Annotated in this window: 14 protein-coding genes; 13 read left to right on the top strand and 1 reads right to left on the bottom strand. The window is 68.8% G+C overall.

Translation table 11 applies throughout. The annotated features are described in order from the left end of the window. Positions 1–95 precede the first annotated feature (95 nt). From DFS13_RS16295 to DFS13_RS16275, 5 genes are all read left to right on the top strand, one after another. Complete coding sequence (locus tag DFS13_RS16295; RefSeq protein ID WP_034201311.1) at positions 96–986, top strand: SPOR domain-containing protein; 891 nt, start codon at positions 96–98, stop codon at positions 984–986. A gap of 70 nt (positions 987–1,056) precedes the next feature. Then, complete coding sequence (locus DFS13_RS16290; protein WP_034201310.1) at positions 1,057–1,695, top strand: thiol:disulfide interchange protein DsbA/DsbL; 639 nt, start codon at positions 1,057–1,059, stop codon at positions 1,693–1,695. 19 nt (positions 1,696–1,714) lie between these two features. Then, on the top strand, positions 1,715–2,488 hold the full coding sequence (locus tag DFS13_RS16285; protein ID WP_006489097.1) for an SDR family oxidoreductase: 774 nt from the start codon (positions 1,715–1,717) through the stop codon (positions 2,486–2,488). Positions 2,489–2,839: 351 nt separating this feature from the next. Continuing rightward, positions 2,840–4,435 (top strand): ABC transporter substrate-binding protein, encoded by a 1,596-nt coding sequence (locus DFS13_RS16280; RefSeq protein ID WP_111441876.1) that lies wholly within the window; start codon positions 2,840–2,842, stop codon positions 4,433–4,435. A 192-nt stretch (positions 4,436–4,627) separates the two neighbouring features. Continuing rightward, positions 4,628–6,271: an ABC-F family ATP-binding cassette domain-containing protein gene (locus DFS13_RS16275; protein ID WP_111441875.1), complete on the top strand. Its 1,644-nt coding sequence runs from the start codon at positions 4,628–4,630 to the stop codon at positions 6,269–6,271. 16 nt (positions 6,272–6,287) lie between these two features. Here DFS13_RS16275 and DFS13_RS16270 read toward each other — a convergent pair whose 3' ends face one another. Next, positions 6,288–7,367 carry an MBL fold metallo-hydrolase gene (locus tag DFS13_RS16270; protein WP_006483650.1) on the bottom strand — a complete coding sequence of 360 codons (1,080 nt, stop codon included), beginning with the start codon at positions 7,365–7,367 and terminating at the stop codon, positions 6,288–6,290. A gap of 304 nt (positions 7,368–7,671) precedes the next feature. Here DFS13_RS16270 and aceK point away from each other — a divergent pair, with 304 nt between their 5' ends. From aceK to bioD, 8 genes are all read left to right on the top strand, one after another. Then, positions 7,672–9,489, top strand: coding sequence for a bifunctional isocitrate dehydrogenase kinase/phosphatase (gene aceK, locus DFS13_RS16260; RefSeq protein ID WP_006495436.1), 1,818 nt, complete (start codon positions 7,672–7,674; stop codon positions 9,487–9,489). A 56-nt stretch (positions 9,490–9,545) separates the two neighbouring features. Beyond that, positions 9,546–10,313, top strand: coding sequence for a carbonate dehydratase (can, locus tag DFS13_RS16255; protein ID WP_058901849.1), 768 nt, complete (start codon positions 9,546–9,548; stop codon positions 10,311–10,313). Between the two features lie 111 nt (positions 10,314–10,424). Beyond that, the gene (locus DFS13_RS16250) at positions 10,425–11,102 is read left to right on the top strand and encodes an SDR family oxidoreductase (RefSeq protein ID WP_006495437.1); all 678 of its coding nucleotides are present in this window, start codon (positions 10,425–10,427) and stop codon (positions 11,100–11,102) included. A 38-nt stretch (positions 11,103–11,140) separates the two neighbouring features. Then, positions 11,141–11,575, top strand: coding sequence for a YchJ family protein (locus DFS13_RS16245; protein WP_006495438.1), 435 nt, complete (start codon positions 11,141–11,143; stop codon positions 11,573–11,575). Between the two features lie 106 nt (positions 11,576–11,681). Beyond that, the gene (locus tag DFS13_RS16240; protein ID WP_006487605.1) at positions 11,682–12,953 is read left to right on the top strand and encodes a dienelactone hydrolase family protein; all 1,272 of its coding nucleotides are present in this window, start codon (positions 11,682–11,684) and stop codon (positions 12,951–12,953) included. Between the two features lie 475 nt (positions 12,954–13,428). Continuing rightward, positions 13,429–14,775: an adenosylmethionine--8-amino-7-oxononanoate transaminase gene (gene bioA, locus DFS13_RS16235; protein WP_012492369.1), complete on the top strand. Its 1,347-nt coding sequence runs from the start codon at positions 13,429–13,431 to the stop codon at positions 14,773–14,775. Next, positions 14,772–15,956, top strand: coding sequence for an 8-amino-7-oxononanoate synthase (gene bioF, locus DFS13_RS16230; RefSeq protein WP_034201305.1), 1,185 nt, complete (start codon positions 14,772–14,774; stop codon positions 15,954–15,956). Before bioA ends, bioF begins: the two co-directional genes overlap by 4 nt. Beyond that, on the top strand, positions 15,953–16,672 hold the full coding sequence (gene bioD, locus DFS13_RS16225) for a dethiobiotin synthase (RefSeq protein WP_006483466.1): 720 nt from the start codon (positions 15,953–15,955) through the stop codon (positions 16,670–16,672). Before bioF ends, bioD begins: the two co-directional genes overlap by 4 nt. Positions 16,673–16,684: the final 12 nt, after the last annotated feature.

Raw genomic sequence — 16,684 nt, 5'->3', positions numbered from 1 at the left:
GGCCCCGAACCGGGCAGCGAATGGCCGCGGCAGCGCCCGCCGCAGGAGAGCCTGCCTCGGCCTTTTCACGATTCTTTTTGCAGGTGACTCAAGCAATGGCACAACCACGCCGAACTTCGAAGCAATCGAAACAAGCCGGAGGGACATTTCTTGGAATCGTGCTGGGCCTGATCGTCGGCCTCGCGATCGCCGTGGTGGTGGCGCTCTATATCACGCGTTCGCCGTCGCCGTTCGTGTCGAAGGTCGCGCCGCCGCCGGCCGACAACGGCGCAAGCCAGCCGCAGCAGTTCGATCCGAACCGCGCGCTGCAGGGCAAGACGCCTGGCCAGCCGGTGCCGCAAGCCGCGCAGCCCGCCCCGCCGAACACGGCGCCGGGCCAGGCCGCGAACCAGACCCAGGGCGGCCTGCTGCCCGAACCGCAGATCGTCGAAGTGCCGCCGTCGGGTAACACGAACGGCGCGACCGGCTCGAGCAACACCACCGCGTCGAACACTCCGTCGTCGGGCAACGGCGTCGCCGTCGCGCCGAAGCCGGCCGACACCACGCCGCCGCCGAAGAAGACGCAACAGGCGCAGCAACAGCAGCAAGGCGGCGAGGACGACCTCGCCCGCTTCGCCGCGCAGAAGCAGGCGCAGCAGGCCGCCGCGCAAAAACAGCAGCAACAGCAGCAGGCCGCGAACACGCCGAAGCCGACGTCGTCGGCCACGGCCGCAGCGGCAGCGAAGCCGCCGACCGCGAACGACGCGAACACCGGCTACTTCCTGCAGGTCGGCGCATACAAGACGGAAGGCGATGCCGAGCAGCAGCGCGCGCGCCTCGGCTTCCAGGGCTTCGAATCGAAGGTGTCGAAGCGCGACGTCAGCGGCGTGACCTATTTCCGTGTGCGCGTCGGCCCGTTCTCGAAGTTCGAGGATATGAACTCGGCCCGTCAGCGCCTGTCCGATGCAGGTGTCGACACGGCGGTGATCCGCTTCACGAAGCAGTAAGCCAACCGGCCGAGCCCACGCAGAACCCGTTACGTTCCGTAACCCGAGCAACTGATTCGACGTTCACAACATGAAAAAACTGCTTAGCACGCTCCTTCTGTCCCTGGGCCTGGCCGCCGGCCTCGCGCAGGCTTCGCCGGCCGCGCCGGCCGCCGGCAAGGACTTCGAGGTGATGAAGTCGCCGCAGCCGGTATCCGCGCCGGCCGGCAAGGTCGAGGTGATCGAGTTCTTCTGGTACGGCTGCCCGCACTGCTACGAATTCGAGCCGACGATCGAGGCCTGGGTGAAGAAGCAGGGCAACAACATCGACTTCAAGCGCGTGCCGGTCGCATTCCGTGACGATTTCGTCCCGCACTCGAAGCTGTACTACGCGGTGTCCGCGCTCGGCATCTCCGAGAAGGTCACGCCGGCGATCTTCAACGCGATCCACAAGCAGAAGAACTACCTGCTGACGCCGCAGGCGCAGGCCGACTTCCTGGCCACGCAGGGCGTCGACAAGAAGAAGTTCATGGACGCGTACAACTCGTTCAGCGTGCAGGGCGAGGTGAACCAGTCGGCCAAGCTGCTGAAGGACTACGCGATCGACGGCGTGCCGACGGTCGTCGTCCAGGGCAAGTACAAGACGGGCCCCGCTTACACGAACAGCATCCCGGGTACCGCCCAGGTGCTCGACTTCCTCGTGAAGCAGGTCCAGGACAAGAAGCTCTGATCCCCGCCCGCGCGCCGGCATGACTACTCCGCTGAAGGTCTTCATCACCGGCGCGTCGAGCGGCCTCGGCCTCGCGATGGCCGAGGAATACGCCCGCCAGGGCGCCACGCTCGCGCTCGTCGCGCGGCGCACCGATGCACTCGATGCGTTCGCGCGGCGTTTCCCGAAGCTGTCCATCTCCGTCTATTCCGCCGACGTGCGCGACGCCGATGCGCTCGCGACGGCCGCCGCGTCGTTCATCGCGACGCACGGCTGCCCGGACGTCGTGATCGCGAACGCAGGCATAAGCCAGGGCGCCGTCACGGGCCAGGGCGATCTCGCGGCGTTCCGCGACGTGATGGACATCAACTACTACGGGATGGTCGCGACGTTCGAGCCGTTCGTCGGCCCGATGACGGCCGCGCGCCACGGCACACTGGTCGGCGTCGCGAGCGTCGCCGGCGTGCGCGGGCTGCCCGGCTCCGGCGCGTACAGCGCGTCGAAGTCGGCCGCGATCAAGTATCTCGAAGCGCTGCGCGTCGAGCTGCGTCCGGCCGGCGTCGGCGTCGTGACGATCGCGCCCGGCTACATTCGCACGCCGATGACTGCGCACAACCCGTACCGGATGCCGTTCCTGATGGACGCCGACCGCTTCGCCGCACGGGCGGCGCAGGCGATCGCCCGGCAGCACGCGTTCCGCGTGATTCCGTGGCAGATGGGCGTCGTCGCGAAGGTGCTGCACGTGCTGCCGCGCTGGCTGTACGACCGCCTGTTCGAAAAGGCGCCGCGCAAGCCGAAGGCCGGCGCGCACTGACGCTCCGCCGACGCGGCCCGCGCGACACGCGCCGGGCCGTATCGCTGCGCCGGAGCGTCGACGCGCCGGTTTTGCGACACCTGCCGCGGCACCTTCGCCGCACCCCGCCCGCCGGCTCCGCCGCCCCGGCGCCCGCCCCGCCCGCCGCCTCCACCGCACCTTTCGCCGCATCAACACCCGTTCCGTCGCGAACGCAGCCGTTTTTCGGCCAATTCGCCGCGTTCCGGCGCCTTTTTTCACGCGTCGCGCGCTTTGACGGTATGCTATTCGCCAGCCGCGCCGGCCCTGCCGCTTCCAGGCCGCGCCTGCCTCCATCATCCAGCGAAAAACACAAGCCACGTGGGAGATCCTATGCACGTCAAGCTGTTCGCCGCGGCCGCCATCGCCGCCGCCCTTGCCGCCCCCGGCCTCGCCGCCGCCAAGCCGCTCACCGTTTGCACGGAATCGAGCCCGGACGGCTTCGACGTCGTGCAGTACAACTCGCTCGTCACGACCAATGCATCGGCCGACGTGATCTTCAACACGCTCGTGTCCTACGACGAGGCCGCGAAAAAGGTCGTGCCCGCGCTCGCGGACAAATGGGAGGCCAGCGCCGACGGCCTCACGTACACGTTCCACCTGCGCCCGAACGTCGCGTTCCAGACCACCGACTATTTCAAGCCGGGCCGCGCGCTCGATGCGGACGACGTCGTGTTCACGTTCACGCGGATGCTCGACGATGCGAACCCGTGGCACAAGGTCGCCGGCGCGAGCGGCTTCCCGCACGCGCAGTCGATGGGCCTCGTGAAGCTCGTGAAGTCGGTCACGAAGATCGACGACAGCACGGTGAAATTCGTGCTGAACGAGCCGAACGCGACCTTCGTGCCGATCCTGACGATGGGCTTCGCGTCGATCTACTCGGCCGAATACGCGGATCAGTTGCTGAAGGCCGGCAAGCAGGCCGACCTGAACGCGAAGCCGGTCGGCACCGGCCCGTTCGTGCTGAAGAGCTATACGAAGGACGCGCTGATCCGCTACGACGCGAACCCGACGTACTGGGGCCCGAAGCCGAAGGTCGACCGGCTGATCTATGCGATCACGCCCGACCCGTCGGTGCGCCTGCAGAAGGTGAAGGCCGGCGAATGCCAGATCGCGCTGTCGCCGAAGCCGCAGGACGTGCTCGCCGCGAAGGGCGAAAGCGCGCTGAAGGTCGTGCAGACGCCCGCGTTCATGACCGCGTTCGTCGCGCTGAACACGCAGAAGAAGCCGCTCGACAACGACAAGGTACGCGAGGCGCTGAACCTCGCGTTCGACCGCGCGACTTACCTGAAGGTCGTGTTCGACAACACCGCGACGGCCGCGAACAACCCGTATCCGCCGAACACGTGGAGCTACGCGAAGGACATCGCGCCGTACCCGCACGATCCCGCGAAGGCGAAGCAGCTGCTCGCGCAGGCCGGCTTCCCGAACGGCTTCTCGACGACGATCTGGACGCGCCCGACCGGCAGCGTGCTGAATCCGAATCCGAAGGTCGGCGCCGAACTGCTGCAGGCCGACCTCGCGAAGATCGGCGTGAAGGCCGAGGTCAAGGTGATCGAATGGGGCGAGCTGATCAAGCAGGCGAAGCTCGGCCAGCATGACATGCTGTTCATGGGCTGGGCCGGCGACAACGGCGATCCGGACAACTACCTGTCGCCGCTGTTCAGCTGCAACGCGGTGAAGTCGGGCATCAACTTCGCGCGCTTCTGCGATGCGCCGCTCGACAAGCTGATCGCCGACGGCAAGGCGACCGCCGACCAGGCCAAGCGCGCGAAGCTGTACGAAAGCGCGCAGAAGATCATCCACGATCAGGCGCTGTGGATTCCGCTCGGCTACCCGACCGCGGCCGCGCTCACGCGCACCAACGTGAGCGGCTATCACGTCAGTCCGTTCGGACGACAGAACTTCACGACGGTCGCCGTGCAGTAACCGTGCGTGGCGCGCAAGCGACGGCGCACGCGCCGCCCGCTTGCGGCCCGCACGCCGCGCTTGCTACACTGCGCGCCTATTCCTCATACCGGACGCCAGCCAAAGTGAACAACTAAGCCTTCCCGAAATGTTTTCGCCGCCCGTGCCACGCACGCCGCGCGCGAAGGTCTTCACGCATTTTTGGAGGTGCTTATGGCTGCAGCCACGCCCACCGGCGCGCTCGTCGCGCTTCATCACGTTTCCTTCCGCTTCGACGACGGCGTCACGCTGTTCGATTCGCTCGACCTGTCCATCGATCGCACGCCGACCGGCATCGTCGGCCGCAACGGCATCGGCAAGAGCCTGCTCGCGCAACTGATCGCGGGCCGCCGCGCGCCCAGCGCGGGCACGATCGAGCGGCATGCGCAGGTGGTCTACGTCGCGCAGCAGCACGACGACGACGCAATGGCCATCCCGCGGACCGTCGCGCAGATCACCGCGCTCGATGCCCCGCTCGGCGCCCTCGCGCGTCTCGCGGACGGGCGCGCAACGCCGCACGACTTCGAGCTGATCGGCAATCGCTGGGATCTCGCGGAGCGGCTGCGCACGACGCTCGACGCGGCTGGCCTGCACGACGTCCACGCCGACACGCCCGCGCACGCGTTGAGCGGCGGCCAGCTCGCGCGCGTCGCGCTGATCGGCGCGCTGCTGTCCGGCGCCGGCCTGCTCGTGCTCGACGAACCGACCAACCATCTCGACGCACCGGGCCGCGCGTGGCTGCGCGCGGCGCTCGACGGCTGGCGCGGCGGCGTCGTCATCGTCAGCCACGACCGTGCGCTGCTCGCCGGCGTGCAACGCATCGTCGAGCTGACGCCGCACGGCGCGCGTTCATATGGCGGCAACTATGCGCGCTACCGCGCGCAGCGCGACGCGGAACAGGACGCCGCGCACGCGGCGCTCGACCATGCGCGCACCGAGCGCGGGCGCGCACGGCGCCGGCTGGAACAGGAACACGACACGATCCAGCGTCACGCGGCCGCGTCGCTGCGCGACGCGAAGACGGCCAACCTGTCGTCGATGGCGCGTCAAAGCCGCAAGGGCGCCGCGCGCGCGATCATGGGGACCGTCCGGCGTCATCAGAGCGACTTCAAGGCGACCCTCGACGCGCGCGTGCAGGAAGCGGCCGCGCGCGTCGAAGCCGACGCGCCGGTGCTGGTATCGCTGCCGGGCACCGAGGTCAGCGCGCGCCGCCAGCTGTTCACGCTCGAACGCGCGCAACTGCCGTGGCGCGTCGCGGGCGACGCCGACGCGATCACGTGGTCGGCGAGCGGCCCCGTGCGCATCGCGCTGACGGGCCCGAACGGCTGCGGCAAGTCGACGTTGCTGAGAATGCTCGCGGGCGAGCTGGCGCCGCGTTCGGGCACCTGCACAACGCACGTGAGCACCGCGTATCTCGACCAGCGGCTCGCGCTGCTCGACGCCGAGCGCTCGATCGTCGAGCAGTTGGGCCTGCTCGATACGCCGCTCGCCGAAGGCGACCTGCGCAGCCGTCTCGCGCTGCTGCAGCTCGACGCGACGCGTGCGACGCCGCCGGCGCGGCAACTGAGCGGCGGCGAACGGCTGAAGGCCGCGCTCGCGTGCGCGTTGTGGCGCGGCACGCCGGCGCAACTGCTGCTGCTCGACGAGCCGACCAATCACCTCGATCTCGAATCGGTGCGCGCGATCGAAGCGGCGCTGGCCGCCTTCCCGGGCGCAATCGTGGTCGCGTCGCACGACGCCGCGTTTCTCGCAGCGCTCGAACCGACGCACACGATGCAGTGGCAGCGCGACGGGTGGCGCTACGAACCCGTCGCGTGACGGCGACGCAGCGTGCTCAGCCGGCGGTGCGGAACCGCAGCACGCCGTCGTCGCCCTGCTCGCGCACGAGTTCGCCCGCGAGCCACAGCAGGTTCAGGTGCGCGAGCGCCTCGCCGAGCGCGAACGTCATCTGGTGGATGTCGAGCTCGCGGCGGCGGAACATGATCGGCACGATGTCGGCCGCGCTCATCGGCTGCTCCGCGCACGCGACACGCACTTCGGCCAGGCGCGCATCGTGGTGTTCGCGCAGTTGCGCGATGCGCGTGCGCACGCCGCGGAACGGCTTGCCGTGCGACGGCAGCACGAGCGTGTCGGGCGCCATCGTCTCGTAACGGCCGAGCGATTCGAGGTACAGCGCGAGCGGGTTCGCTTCCGGCTCGAGGTCGAACACCGACACGTTCGTCGAGATGCGCGGCAGCACCATGTCGCCGGAAATCAGCACGCCGTCCGCTTCGCTGTGGAGCGCGCAATGTTCAGGCGAATGGCCAAAACCGGTGACGACGCGCCATGTCCGCGCGCCGATCGTCACCGCGTCGCCTTCGCGCAGGCGCCGGTAGCGCGGCGGCACGGCCGGCACGAGGTCCGAGTAGTAGCTGCGGCGGTTGCGCAGCTTGTCGAGCGCGGCCGGATCGGTCAGGCCGTGGCGCGCGAAGTGATCGGCGGCGGCCGCGCCGCCCGCGTTCGAACCGTTGCCGGCCGCCATCAGGCAGCCGAACATATATTCGCCGAGCGTCATCCACAGCCGCACGTTCCAGCGGCCTTGGTCGCCGCCTTCGCACAGCCAGTTCGCGAGGCCGAAGTGATCGGGGTGGCAGTGCGTGACGAGCACGCGCAGCACGGGCAGGCCGTCGAGCTGCGTGTCGAAGATCTGTTCCCAGTGCGTGCGGATCGCGTCCGACGAGATCCCGCAATCGACGACAGTCCAGCCGGCCTGCCCGTCGATCTCGTCGCGCAGCAGCCAGAGATTGATGTGATCGAGCGAGAACGGCAGCGGCATGCGCAGCCAGCGCACGCCGGGCGCAACCTCGAACGTGTCGCCCGCGGCGGGCAGCGTATCGGCGAAGGGGTAGTCGAGTTGGTGTTCCAGGGCGTTCATCGGTGGGGTGTCTCGTCGTTATCGGTGCGAATGCGCGCCGGCGGCGGGCGCGGCGGGCGGTGCGTCGATTCTATCGCCGTCGCGAAAAACGCGTGCCCGGCGGGCGCCGGCCCGCCAAAAAAAGTTCGTGTCAGAATCGGTTCCGTACCCGTATCTTTACGCGAAGATGCACCGAACGGCGCCGAACGGCGAGCAACACGCCGATTGACGGCCATTCGCGCGTCGCCCCGAAAGTCATTGAAACGCCGACTTGGGCGCTAAAATGGCGAGTGCTTACAGCCCCTCCAGAACGAGCCTGCACGCAATGAATCACTTCCCCAAACTGCTGTCGTCGCAGATCGGCTTCGACGTCGCGCAGACGATGCTCGAATACTTCGATCGCCATTACCGGATCTTCCGCGAAGCGGCCGTCGAAGCGAAGACGCTGTTCGAGCGCGGCGACTGGCACGGGCTGCAGCGGCTCGCACGCGAGCGGATCACGTCGTACGACGATCGCGTGAAGGAATGCGTGGAGGTGCTGGAAGACGAATACGACGCGGAGAACATCGACGACGAAGTGTGGCAGCAGATCAAGCTGCACTACATCGGCCTGCTCACGTCGCACCGCCAGCCCGAGTGCGCGGAGACCTTCTTCAATTCGGTGTGCTGCAAGATCCTGCACCGCTCGTATTTCAGCAACGATTTCATCTTCGTGCGCCCGGCGATCTCGACCGAGTACCTGGAGAACGACGAGCCGGCCGCGAAACCGACCTACCGCGCGTACTATCCGGGCACCGACGGGCTCGCGGTCACGCTCGAGCGCATCGTCACGAACTTCCAGCTCGAGCCGGCGTTCGAGGATCTCACGCGCGACATCGGCTGCGTGATGCAGGCGATCGACGACGAATTCGGCCACTTCGACGCAGCGCCGAATTTCCAGATCCACGTGCTGTCGTCGCTGTTCTTCCGCAACAAGAGCGCGTACATCATCGGCCGCATCATCAACGCCGACCGCGTGCTGCCGTTCGCGGTGCCGATCCGCCACGTGCGCCCGGGCCTGCTCGCGCTCGACACCGTGCTGCTGCGCCGCGACCTGCTGCAGATCATCTTCAGCTTCTCGCATTCGTACTTCCTCGTCGACATGGGCGTGCCGTCCGCGTACGTCGAGTTCCTCTGCACGATCATGCCGGGCAAGCCGAAGGCCGAGATCTACACGTCGGTCGGGCTGCAGAAGCAGGGCAAGAACCTGTTCTACCGCGACCTGCTGCACCACCTGTCGCATTCGAGCGACCGCTTCATCATCGCGCCCGGGATCAAGGGCCTCGTGATGCTCGTGTTCACGCTGCCGTCGTTCCCGTACGTGTTCAAGATCATCAAGGATCACTTCCCGCCGCCGAAGGAAACGACACGCGCGCAGATCATGGAGAAGTACCAGCTGGTGAAGCGCCACGACCGCCTCGGGCGGATGGCCGACACGCTCGAGTATTCGAGCGTCGCGCTGCCGCTCGCGCGGCTCGATCACGCGCTCGTGCGCGAACTCGAGAAGGAAGTGCCGTCGCTGCTCGAATACGAGGACGACAAGCTGGTGATCAAGCACCTGTACATCGAGCGCCGGATGACGCCGCTCAACCTGTACCTGCAGAACGGCAGCGACGCGGACGTCGAGCACGGCGTGAAGGAATACGGCAACGCGGTGAAGGAGCTGATGAAGGCCAACATCTTCCCCGGCGACATGCTGTACAAGAACTTCGGCGTCACGCGCCACGGCCGCGTCGTGTTCTACGACTACGACGAGATCGAATACCTGACCGACTGCAACGTGCGGCGCGTGCCGCCGCCGCGCAACGAGGAAGACGAGCTGTCCGGCGAACCGTGGTATACCGTCGGCCCGCACGACATCTTTCCGGAGACCTACGGGCCGTTCCTGCTCGGCGACCCGCGCGTGCGCAGCGTCTTCATGAAGCATCACGCGGACTTTTTCGATCCCGCGCTGTGGCAGGCGAGCAAGGACAAGCTGATGCAGGGCGAATTGCCCGATTTTTATCCGTACGACGCGACCCTGCGCTTTTGCGTGCGCTACCCCGCGCGCTTCGGCGCGACGGGCCGCAACGACGGCGAAGGCGATGCGCAGCGCGCCGCCTGACGCCGGCAACACCGAATCCGATATCGACCCGATTTCCGCCAACGGAAGCCACCCCGATGACTACCCAAGACAATCCGCTTTCACATCTGTTCGACAACAACGACGCGTGGGTCAAGCGCCAGCTCGCCGACGATCCCGATTTCTTCGCCCGGCTCGCCGACCAGCAGGCGCCGGAATATCTGTGGATCGGCTGCTCGGATTCGCGCGTGCCGGCAAACCAGATCATCGGCCTCCCGCCGGGCGAAGTGTTCGTGCACCGCAACATCGCGAACGTCGTCGTGCACAGCGACCTGAACTGCCTGTCGGTGATCCAGTTCGCGGTCGACATCCTGCGCGTGAAGCACATCATGGTCGTCGGCCACTACGGCTGCTCGGGCGTGAACGCGGCGCTGCACAACCGCCGCGTCGGCCTCGCGGACAACTGGCTGCATCACGTGCAGGACGTGCGCGAGCGCCACGCGGCGCTGCTCGACGAATGGCCGGTCGGCGAAGCGCGCTATCGCCGCCTGATCGAGCTGAATTCGATCGAACAGGTCGTCAACGTGTGCCGCACGACGATCGTCAACGACGCGTGGGCGCGCGGCCAGTCGCTGACCGTGCACGGGCTCGTGTACGGCGTGCACGACGGCCGGATGCGCAATCTCGGCATGTCCGTGTCGAGCTTCGACGCGCTCGACGCAACCTACAAGCGCTGCGTGGCGGCGCTGACCGCGCGCGGCCAGCACGCGCCGGACAACGACATGGTCGCGGCGGACGCCGCACGGCTCGACGGCGTCGCGCAGGCGGTCGCCGCCACGCTGAAGCCGTGCGACGACGCGCAGTAACGTGAGGTGCGCGCCGGCCGCGCGGCGGCGACTGCCGCGCGGGCGCGGCACGCATCGAACGGATCTGACACCGGCACTGCCGCGGCGGCGCCAACCCAAGGAGCGACGAGCATGAAAACCGTATTGATCGTCGGTGCATCGCGCGGCCTCGGCCGCGAATTCGTCCGGCAATACCGGCGCGACGGCTGGAACGTGATCGCCACCGCGCGCGACGCCGCGTCGCTCGACGCGCTGCGCGCGCTCGGCGCCCAGGCGCATGCGCTCGACATCGCGCAGCCCGAGCAGATCGCGGCGCTCGGCTGGAAGCTCGACGGCGAGCGGCTCGACGCGGCCGTGCTCGTGTCGGGCGTGTACGGGCCGCGCACCGAAGGCGTCGAGACGATCACCGCCGAGGATTTCGACGCGGTGATGCATACGAACGTGCGCGGGCCGATGCAGTTGCTGCCGATCCTGCTGCCGCTCGTCGAGGATGCGCGCGGCGTGCTGGCGGTCGTATCGAGCCGGATGGGCAGCATCGCCGAGGCGACCGGCACGACCGGCTGGCTGTACCGCGCGAGCAAGGCCGCGCTGAACGACGCGCTGCGCATCGCGTCGCTGCAGACGCGCCATGCCGCGTGCATTTCGCTGCATCCCGGCTGGGTACGCACCGACATGGGCGGCGCGCAGGCCGCGATCGATCCGGAAACGAGCGTGACCGGCATGCGTCGCGTCATCGCCGAATCCGGTTCGGACGTGTCTCAGGCGAACGGCCGGTTCTTCCAGTACGACGGCATCGAGCTCAGTTGGTGAGTGCGCCGACAACCCAGCGTTGTTAATTCACATTTCGCATGATTTTGAACCGACCTGACGCGTGCCCGTGCGGCGGCGCGTCCCCCGCGCCCGCCAGGACGTCCGCGCCGCGCTATGCGGCCTGCTGCGGCCGCTTCATCGACGGCGGCGAGGCCGCGCCGACCGCACTCGAATTGATGCGTTCGCGGTACAGCGCGTACGTGCTCGGCGCGACCGATTACCTGCGCGCGACGTGGGCCGCGCGCACCTGCCCGCCCGATCTCGACACCGACCCCAGCGCGCCGGACGCGCCGCGCTGGCTGGGCCTCGCGGTCAAACGCCACGCGCCGCTCGACGACCGGCACGCGGAGGTCGAATTCGTGGCCCGCTACAAGGTCGGCGGACGCGCCTACCGGCTGCACGAGACGAGCCGTTTCGAGCGCGACGAGCACGGTTTCTGGCGCTATGTCGACGGCGAAGTAAGTGAACGCTGACAAATAGTTGCTGTGTCAGACGCCGGGTTATTCCCGCATTGCACAACCCGATTTTGTCGGGCTACGATGACCTCGAATTGGTCATGTTGCATGGCAGGGCTTACGGATGGCGTTCAGCAAGGTATTGGTGGGATGGATGGCGGCCTGTGCGCTGTCGGCCGCTCAGGCCGGTACGCTGCCGAGCGCCAATACGGGTGCGGGCACCAGCGGCTCGCTCGCCCATGCCGAGCACTTCGACTACGCCGACGCGAACCTGCCGCAGGTTGCCGCCGACCTCAACGAGCAGATCCTCCGCATTCCGGCCGACGCGTCGGGCGCCGTCACGCTCGAGGCCACGCTGTTCAAGCCGAACGGCCCCGGCCCGTTCCCGCTCGTCGTCTTCAACCACGGTAAAAACACCGGCGATCTCCATCTGCAGCCGCGCAGCCGGCCGCTCGCGTTCGCGCGCGAATTCGTGCGCCGCGGCTATGCGGTGATCGCGCCGAATCGCCAGGGCTTCGCCGGTTCGGGCGGCACGTACCAGCAGGAAGGCTGCAACGTCGGCAAGAACGGCCTCGCGCAGGCCGCCGACGTCGACGCGACGGTGCGCTACATGTCGCGCCAGCCGTACGTCGATGCGTCGCGCATCGTCGTCGCCGGCACGTCGCACGGCGGCCTCGTGTCGGTCGCCTACGGCACCGAAGCCGCGGCGGGCGTGCGCGGCATCATCAACTTCTCCGGCGGGCTGCGCCAGGACCTGTGCGACGGCTGGCAGCGCAACCTCGTCGACGCGTTCGACCAGTACGGCGCGCATACGGCCGTGCGGTCGCTGTGGCTGTACGGCGACAACGATTCGGTGTGGACGCCCGCGCTCGTCGCGCAGATGCACGATGCGTACGTGTCGCATGGCACGCAAGCGCAGTTCATCGATTTCGGCCGCTACAAGGACGACGCGCACCGGCTGATCGTCGATCGCGACGGCGTGCCCGTGTGGTGGCCGGCCGTGCACGCATTCCTCGCCGAACTGAACCTGCCGACCGCGGTGCGCTATGCGGTCGCGAACCCGCACGAGCCGAAGGCCACCGGCTATGCGTCGATCGATGCGGTCAACGCGGTGCCGTACGTCGACGAAGCCGGCCGCGAAGGCTATCGCCGCTTCCTGAACCAGCATCCGAGCCGCGCGTTCGCGGTGTCGTCGGAAGGCGCGTGGTCGTGGGCCGAAGGCGGCGACGATCCGATGGCGCTCGCGCTCGACAACTGCGCGAAGCAAGGCGCGGGCGCATGCCGGTTGTATGCGGTCAACGACCGTGTCGTGTGGAACGACAACGCGACGCAGACGGCCGACAACGGCGACGCCCCCGCCCGCGACACCGATACGCGCGCACTGGCTTCGCGCTGACGTCCGACGCGCGGCGGATCGTACGCCGCGCGCGTTTTTCGTCTTTTCCCCCGCTTCCTTTTCTTTTCTCCTGAGCGCGTGTCCGTCGCGCGGCGCCGCCTGCCGTTCCGGCTGCCCGATTGCGTTCCGGTGCGCCCCCACCGCTGTGCCGCCGCCTGTCGGTCGCGACATCGCCCCGCACGCCCCTATTGCGCTTCGATCCCCGATTTTTCGCCCGCGCACCGCGCGCCGCCCCGCGATTTTTTTCTGTCGGGGGGTGTCACTCGAACGTCGTCATCTGCGCGCATTTCGCCCGATCCGTCGCGTTCCGTTCCGAGCCCCCGCGAACTGCGCCGAACTCCCGCCCGACAAGGCTTTGCGGCACTTGTAACCGCTAGTGCAACGTCCGGCGGAACACGCTAATCTCAGCGCGTTTCGTATCCCGCCGCGCGGCATCCCGTCGATGCCGCGCGGTCGTTTTACCCCCGGAGCCGCCTTGAGTACGCCAGCCACCGACGACTGGGTCGCGCGCAGCCTGCGCGCGGTCTGGCACCCCTGCACCCAGATGAAGCATCACGAGCGCCTGCCGCTCGTCCCCGTCGCGCGCGGCGCGGGCGTGTGGCTGTACGACCGTGACGGCCGCCGCTACTTCGACGCGATCAGCTCGTGGTGGGTCAACCTGTTCGGCCATGCGAACCCGGACATCAACGCGGCGCTGAAGGACCAGCTCGACACGCTCGAGCATGCGATGCTCGCCGGCTGCACGCACGCGCCCGCGATCGAGCTCGCCGAACGGCTGCACGCGCTCACCGGGCGCACGCTCGGCCATGCGTTCTTCGCGTCGGACGGCGCGTCGGCCGTCGAGATCGCGCTGAAGATGAGCTTCCACGCGTGGCGCAACCGCGGCCGCGCGAACAAGCAGGAATTCGTCTGCGTCGCGAACAGCTATCACGGCGAGACGATCGGCGCGCTCGGCGTGACCGACGTTGCGCTGTTCAAGGATGCGTACGACCCGCTGATCCGCCACGCGCACGTGGTCGCGTCGCCCGATGCGCGCGGCGCGCTGCCGGGCGAGACGGCCGCCGACGTCGCCGGCCGCGCGCTCGCGGACGTGCGGCGTCTGTTCGTCGAACGCGGCGACCGGATCGCCGCGCTGATCGTCGAGCCGCTCGTGCAGTGCGCGGCCGGCATGGCGATGCACGATCCGTCGTACGTGCGCGGGCTGCGCGCGCTGTGCGACGAATTCGGCGTGCACCTGATCGCCGACGAGATCGCGGTCGGGTGCGGACGCACCGGCACCTTCTTCGCGTGCGAGCAGGCCGGTGTCTGGCCCGATTTCATGTGCCTGTCGAAAGGGATCAGCGGCGGCTACCTGCCGCTGTCGCTGGTGCTCACGCGCGACGACGTGTTCGCGGCGTTCTACGACGACGACACGACGCGCGGCTTCCTGCACTCGCATTCGTACACCGGCAACCCGCTCGCGTGCCGCGCGGCGGTCGCGACGCTCGACCTGTTCGCGCGCGACGACGTGCTCGCGCGCAACGCCGGCAAATCGGCGACGCTGCGCGCGGCGCTCGCGCCGCTCGACGCTCATCCTCAGGTGCGACATCTGCGCGAGCGCGGCACGCTGTTCGCGTTCGACGTCGCGCTCGACGGCGACGCGGCGCGCGGTTTCTCGCGGCGCTTCTTCGAACATGCGCTGGCGCGCGAACTGCTGCTGCGCCCGATCGGCACGACCGTGTACCTGATGCCGCCGTACGTGATGAGCGACGACGACATCGCGTGGCTCGCGCAGCGCACGCGCGACACGCTCGACGCGACGCTGGAGGACCTCGGCCGATGAGCCTGCTCGACACCCTGCAACGCGGCCTCGCCGATCTCGACGCGCAAGGGCTGCGCCGCGTGCGCCGTATCGCCGACACCGCGTGCGACGCACGCATGACCGTAAACGGCCGCGAGATCGTCGGCTTCGCGAGCAACGACTACCTCGGCCTCGCCGCGCATCCGGCGCTCGTCGCCGCATTCGCGGAAGGCGCGCAGCGCTACGGCTCCGGCAGCGGCGGCTCGCACCTGCTCGGCGGCCATTCGCGCGCGCACGCGCGGCTCGAGGACGAGCTCGCGGGCTTCGCGGGCGGCTTCTCCGACGCGCCGCGCGCGCTGTACTTCAGCACCGGCTACATGGCGAACCTCGCCGCGATGACGGCGCTCGCGGGCAAGGGCGCGACGATCTTCTCCGACGCGCTGAACCACGCGTCGCTGATCGACGGGATGCGGCTGTCGCGCGCGAACGTGCAGGTCTATCCGCACGCCGATACGGCCGCGCTCGCCGCGCTGCTCGACGCATCGGAGGCCGAAACGAAGCTGATCGTCAGCGACACCGTGTTCAGCATGGACGGCGACGTCGCGCCGCTCGCCGAACTCGTCGCGCTGGCCGAGCGCCACGGCGCGTGGCTCGTCGTCGACGATGCGCACGGCTTCGGCGTGCTCGGCCCGCAGGGGCGCGGCGCGCTCGCGGCCGCCGCGCTGCGTTCGCCGCATCTGGTGTACGTCGGCACGCTCGGCAAGGCGGCCGGCGTCGCCGGCGCGTTCGTGATCGCGCACGAAACCGTGATCGAATGGCTGATCCAGCGCGCGCGCAGCTACATCTTCACGACCGCCGCGCCGCCGGCCGTCGCGCATGCGGTCTCCGCGAGCCTGAAGGTGATCGCGGGCGACGAAGGCGACGCGCGCCGCGCGCACCTCGCCGCGCTGATCGAACGCACGCGTGCGCTGCTGCGCAACACGCGCTGGCAGCCGGTCGATTCGCACACGGCCGTGCAGCCGCTCGTGATCGGCAGCAACGATGCGACGCTCGCGGCGATGCGCGCGCTCGACGCGCACGGCCTGTGGGTGCCCGCGATCCGGCCGCCGACGGTGCCGGCCGGCACGTCGCGGCTGCGCGTGTCGCTGTCGGCCGCGCATTCGTTCGACGATCTCGCCAGGCTCGAAGCCGCGTTGATCGAAGCTAGCGAGGCAGCAGCATGACCGCCCCGCTCTCGTTGTTCGTCACCGGCACCGATACCGAAATCGGCAAGACCTTCGTGTCGGCCGCGATGCTGCACGGCTTCGCGCGGCACGGGCTGCGCGCGGCCGCGCTGAAGCCGGTCGCGGCCGGCGCGTACCAACGCGACGGCGTCTGGCGCAACGAGGATGCCGATCAGCTCGACGCCGCCGCGAACGTCGTGCTGCCGCCCGAGCTGCGCACGCCGTTCCTGCTGAAAGCGCCGGCCGCGCCGCACATCGTCGCCGCGCAGGAAGGCGTGACGCTCGACCTCGACACGATCGTCGCGTGCCATCGCGAAGCGCTGACGCGCGCGGACGTCGTCGTCGTCGAAGGCGTCGGCGGCTTTCGCGTGCCGCTGAACGACACGCAGGACACCGCCGATCTCGCGGTCGCGCTCGGCTTGCCCGTCGTGCTCGTCGTCGGCATCCGGCTCGGCTGCATCAGCCACGCGCTGCTGACGGCCGATGCGATTCGCCAGCGCGGGCTCGCGCTCGCGGGCTGGGTCGCGAACCACGTCGACCCGGCCATGTCGTTCGCCGACGAGAACGTCGCGACGATTCGCGACTGGCTCGCGCGCGAGCACCGCGCGCCGCTCGTCGGCCGCATCGCGCACATGACGCCGGCCGCCCCCGAATCCGCCGCGGCGATGCTCGACATCGCCGCGCTCGTCGAGTCGCTGCGCGCCGCGCGGCCTTGACCCAACCGATCC

The organism is Burkholderia sp. 28_3 (assembly GCF_003253915.1).
GTDB classification, from domain to species: Bacteria; Pseudomonadota; Gammaproteobacteria; order Burkholderiales; family Burkholderiaceae; genus Burkholderia; species Burkholderia cenocepacia.
This window is presented reverse-complemented; position numbering and strand designations above follow the sequence as displayed.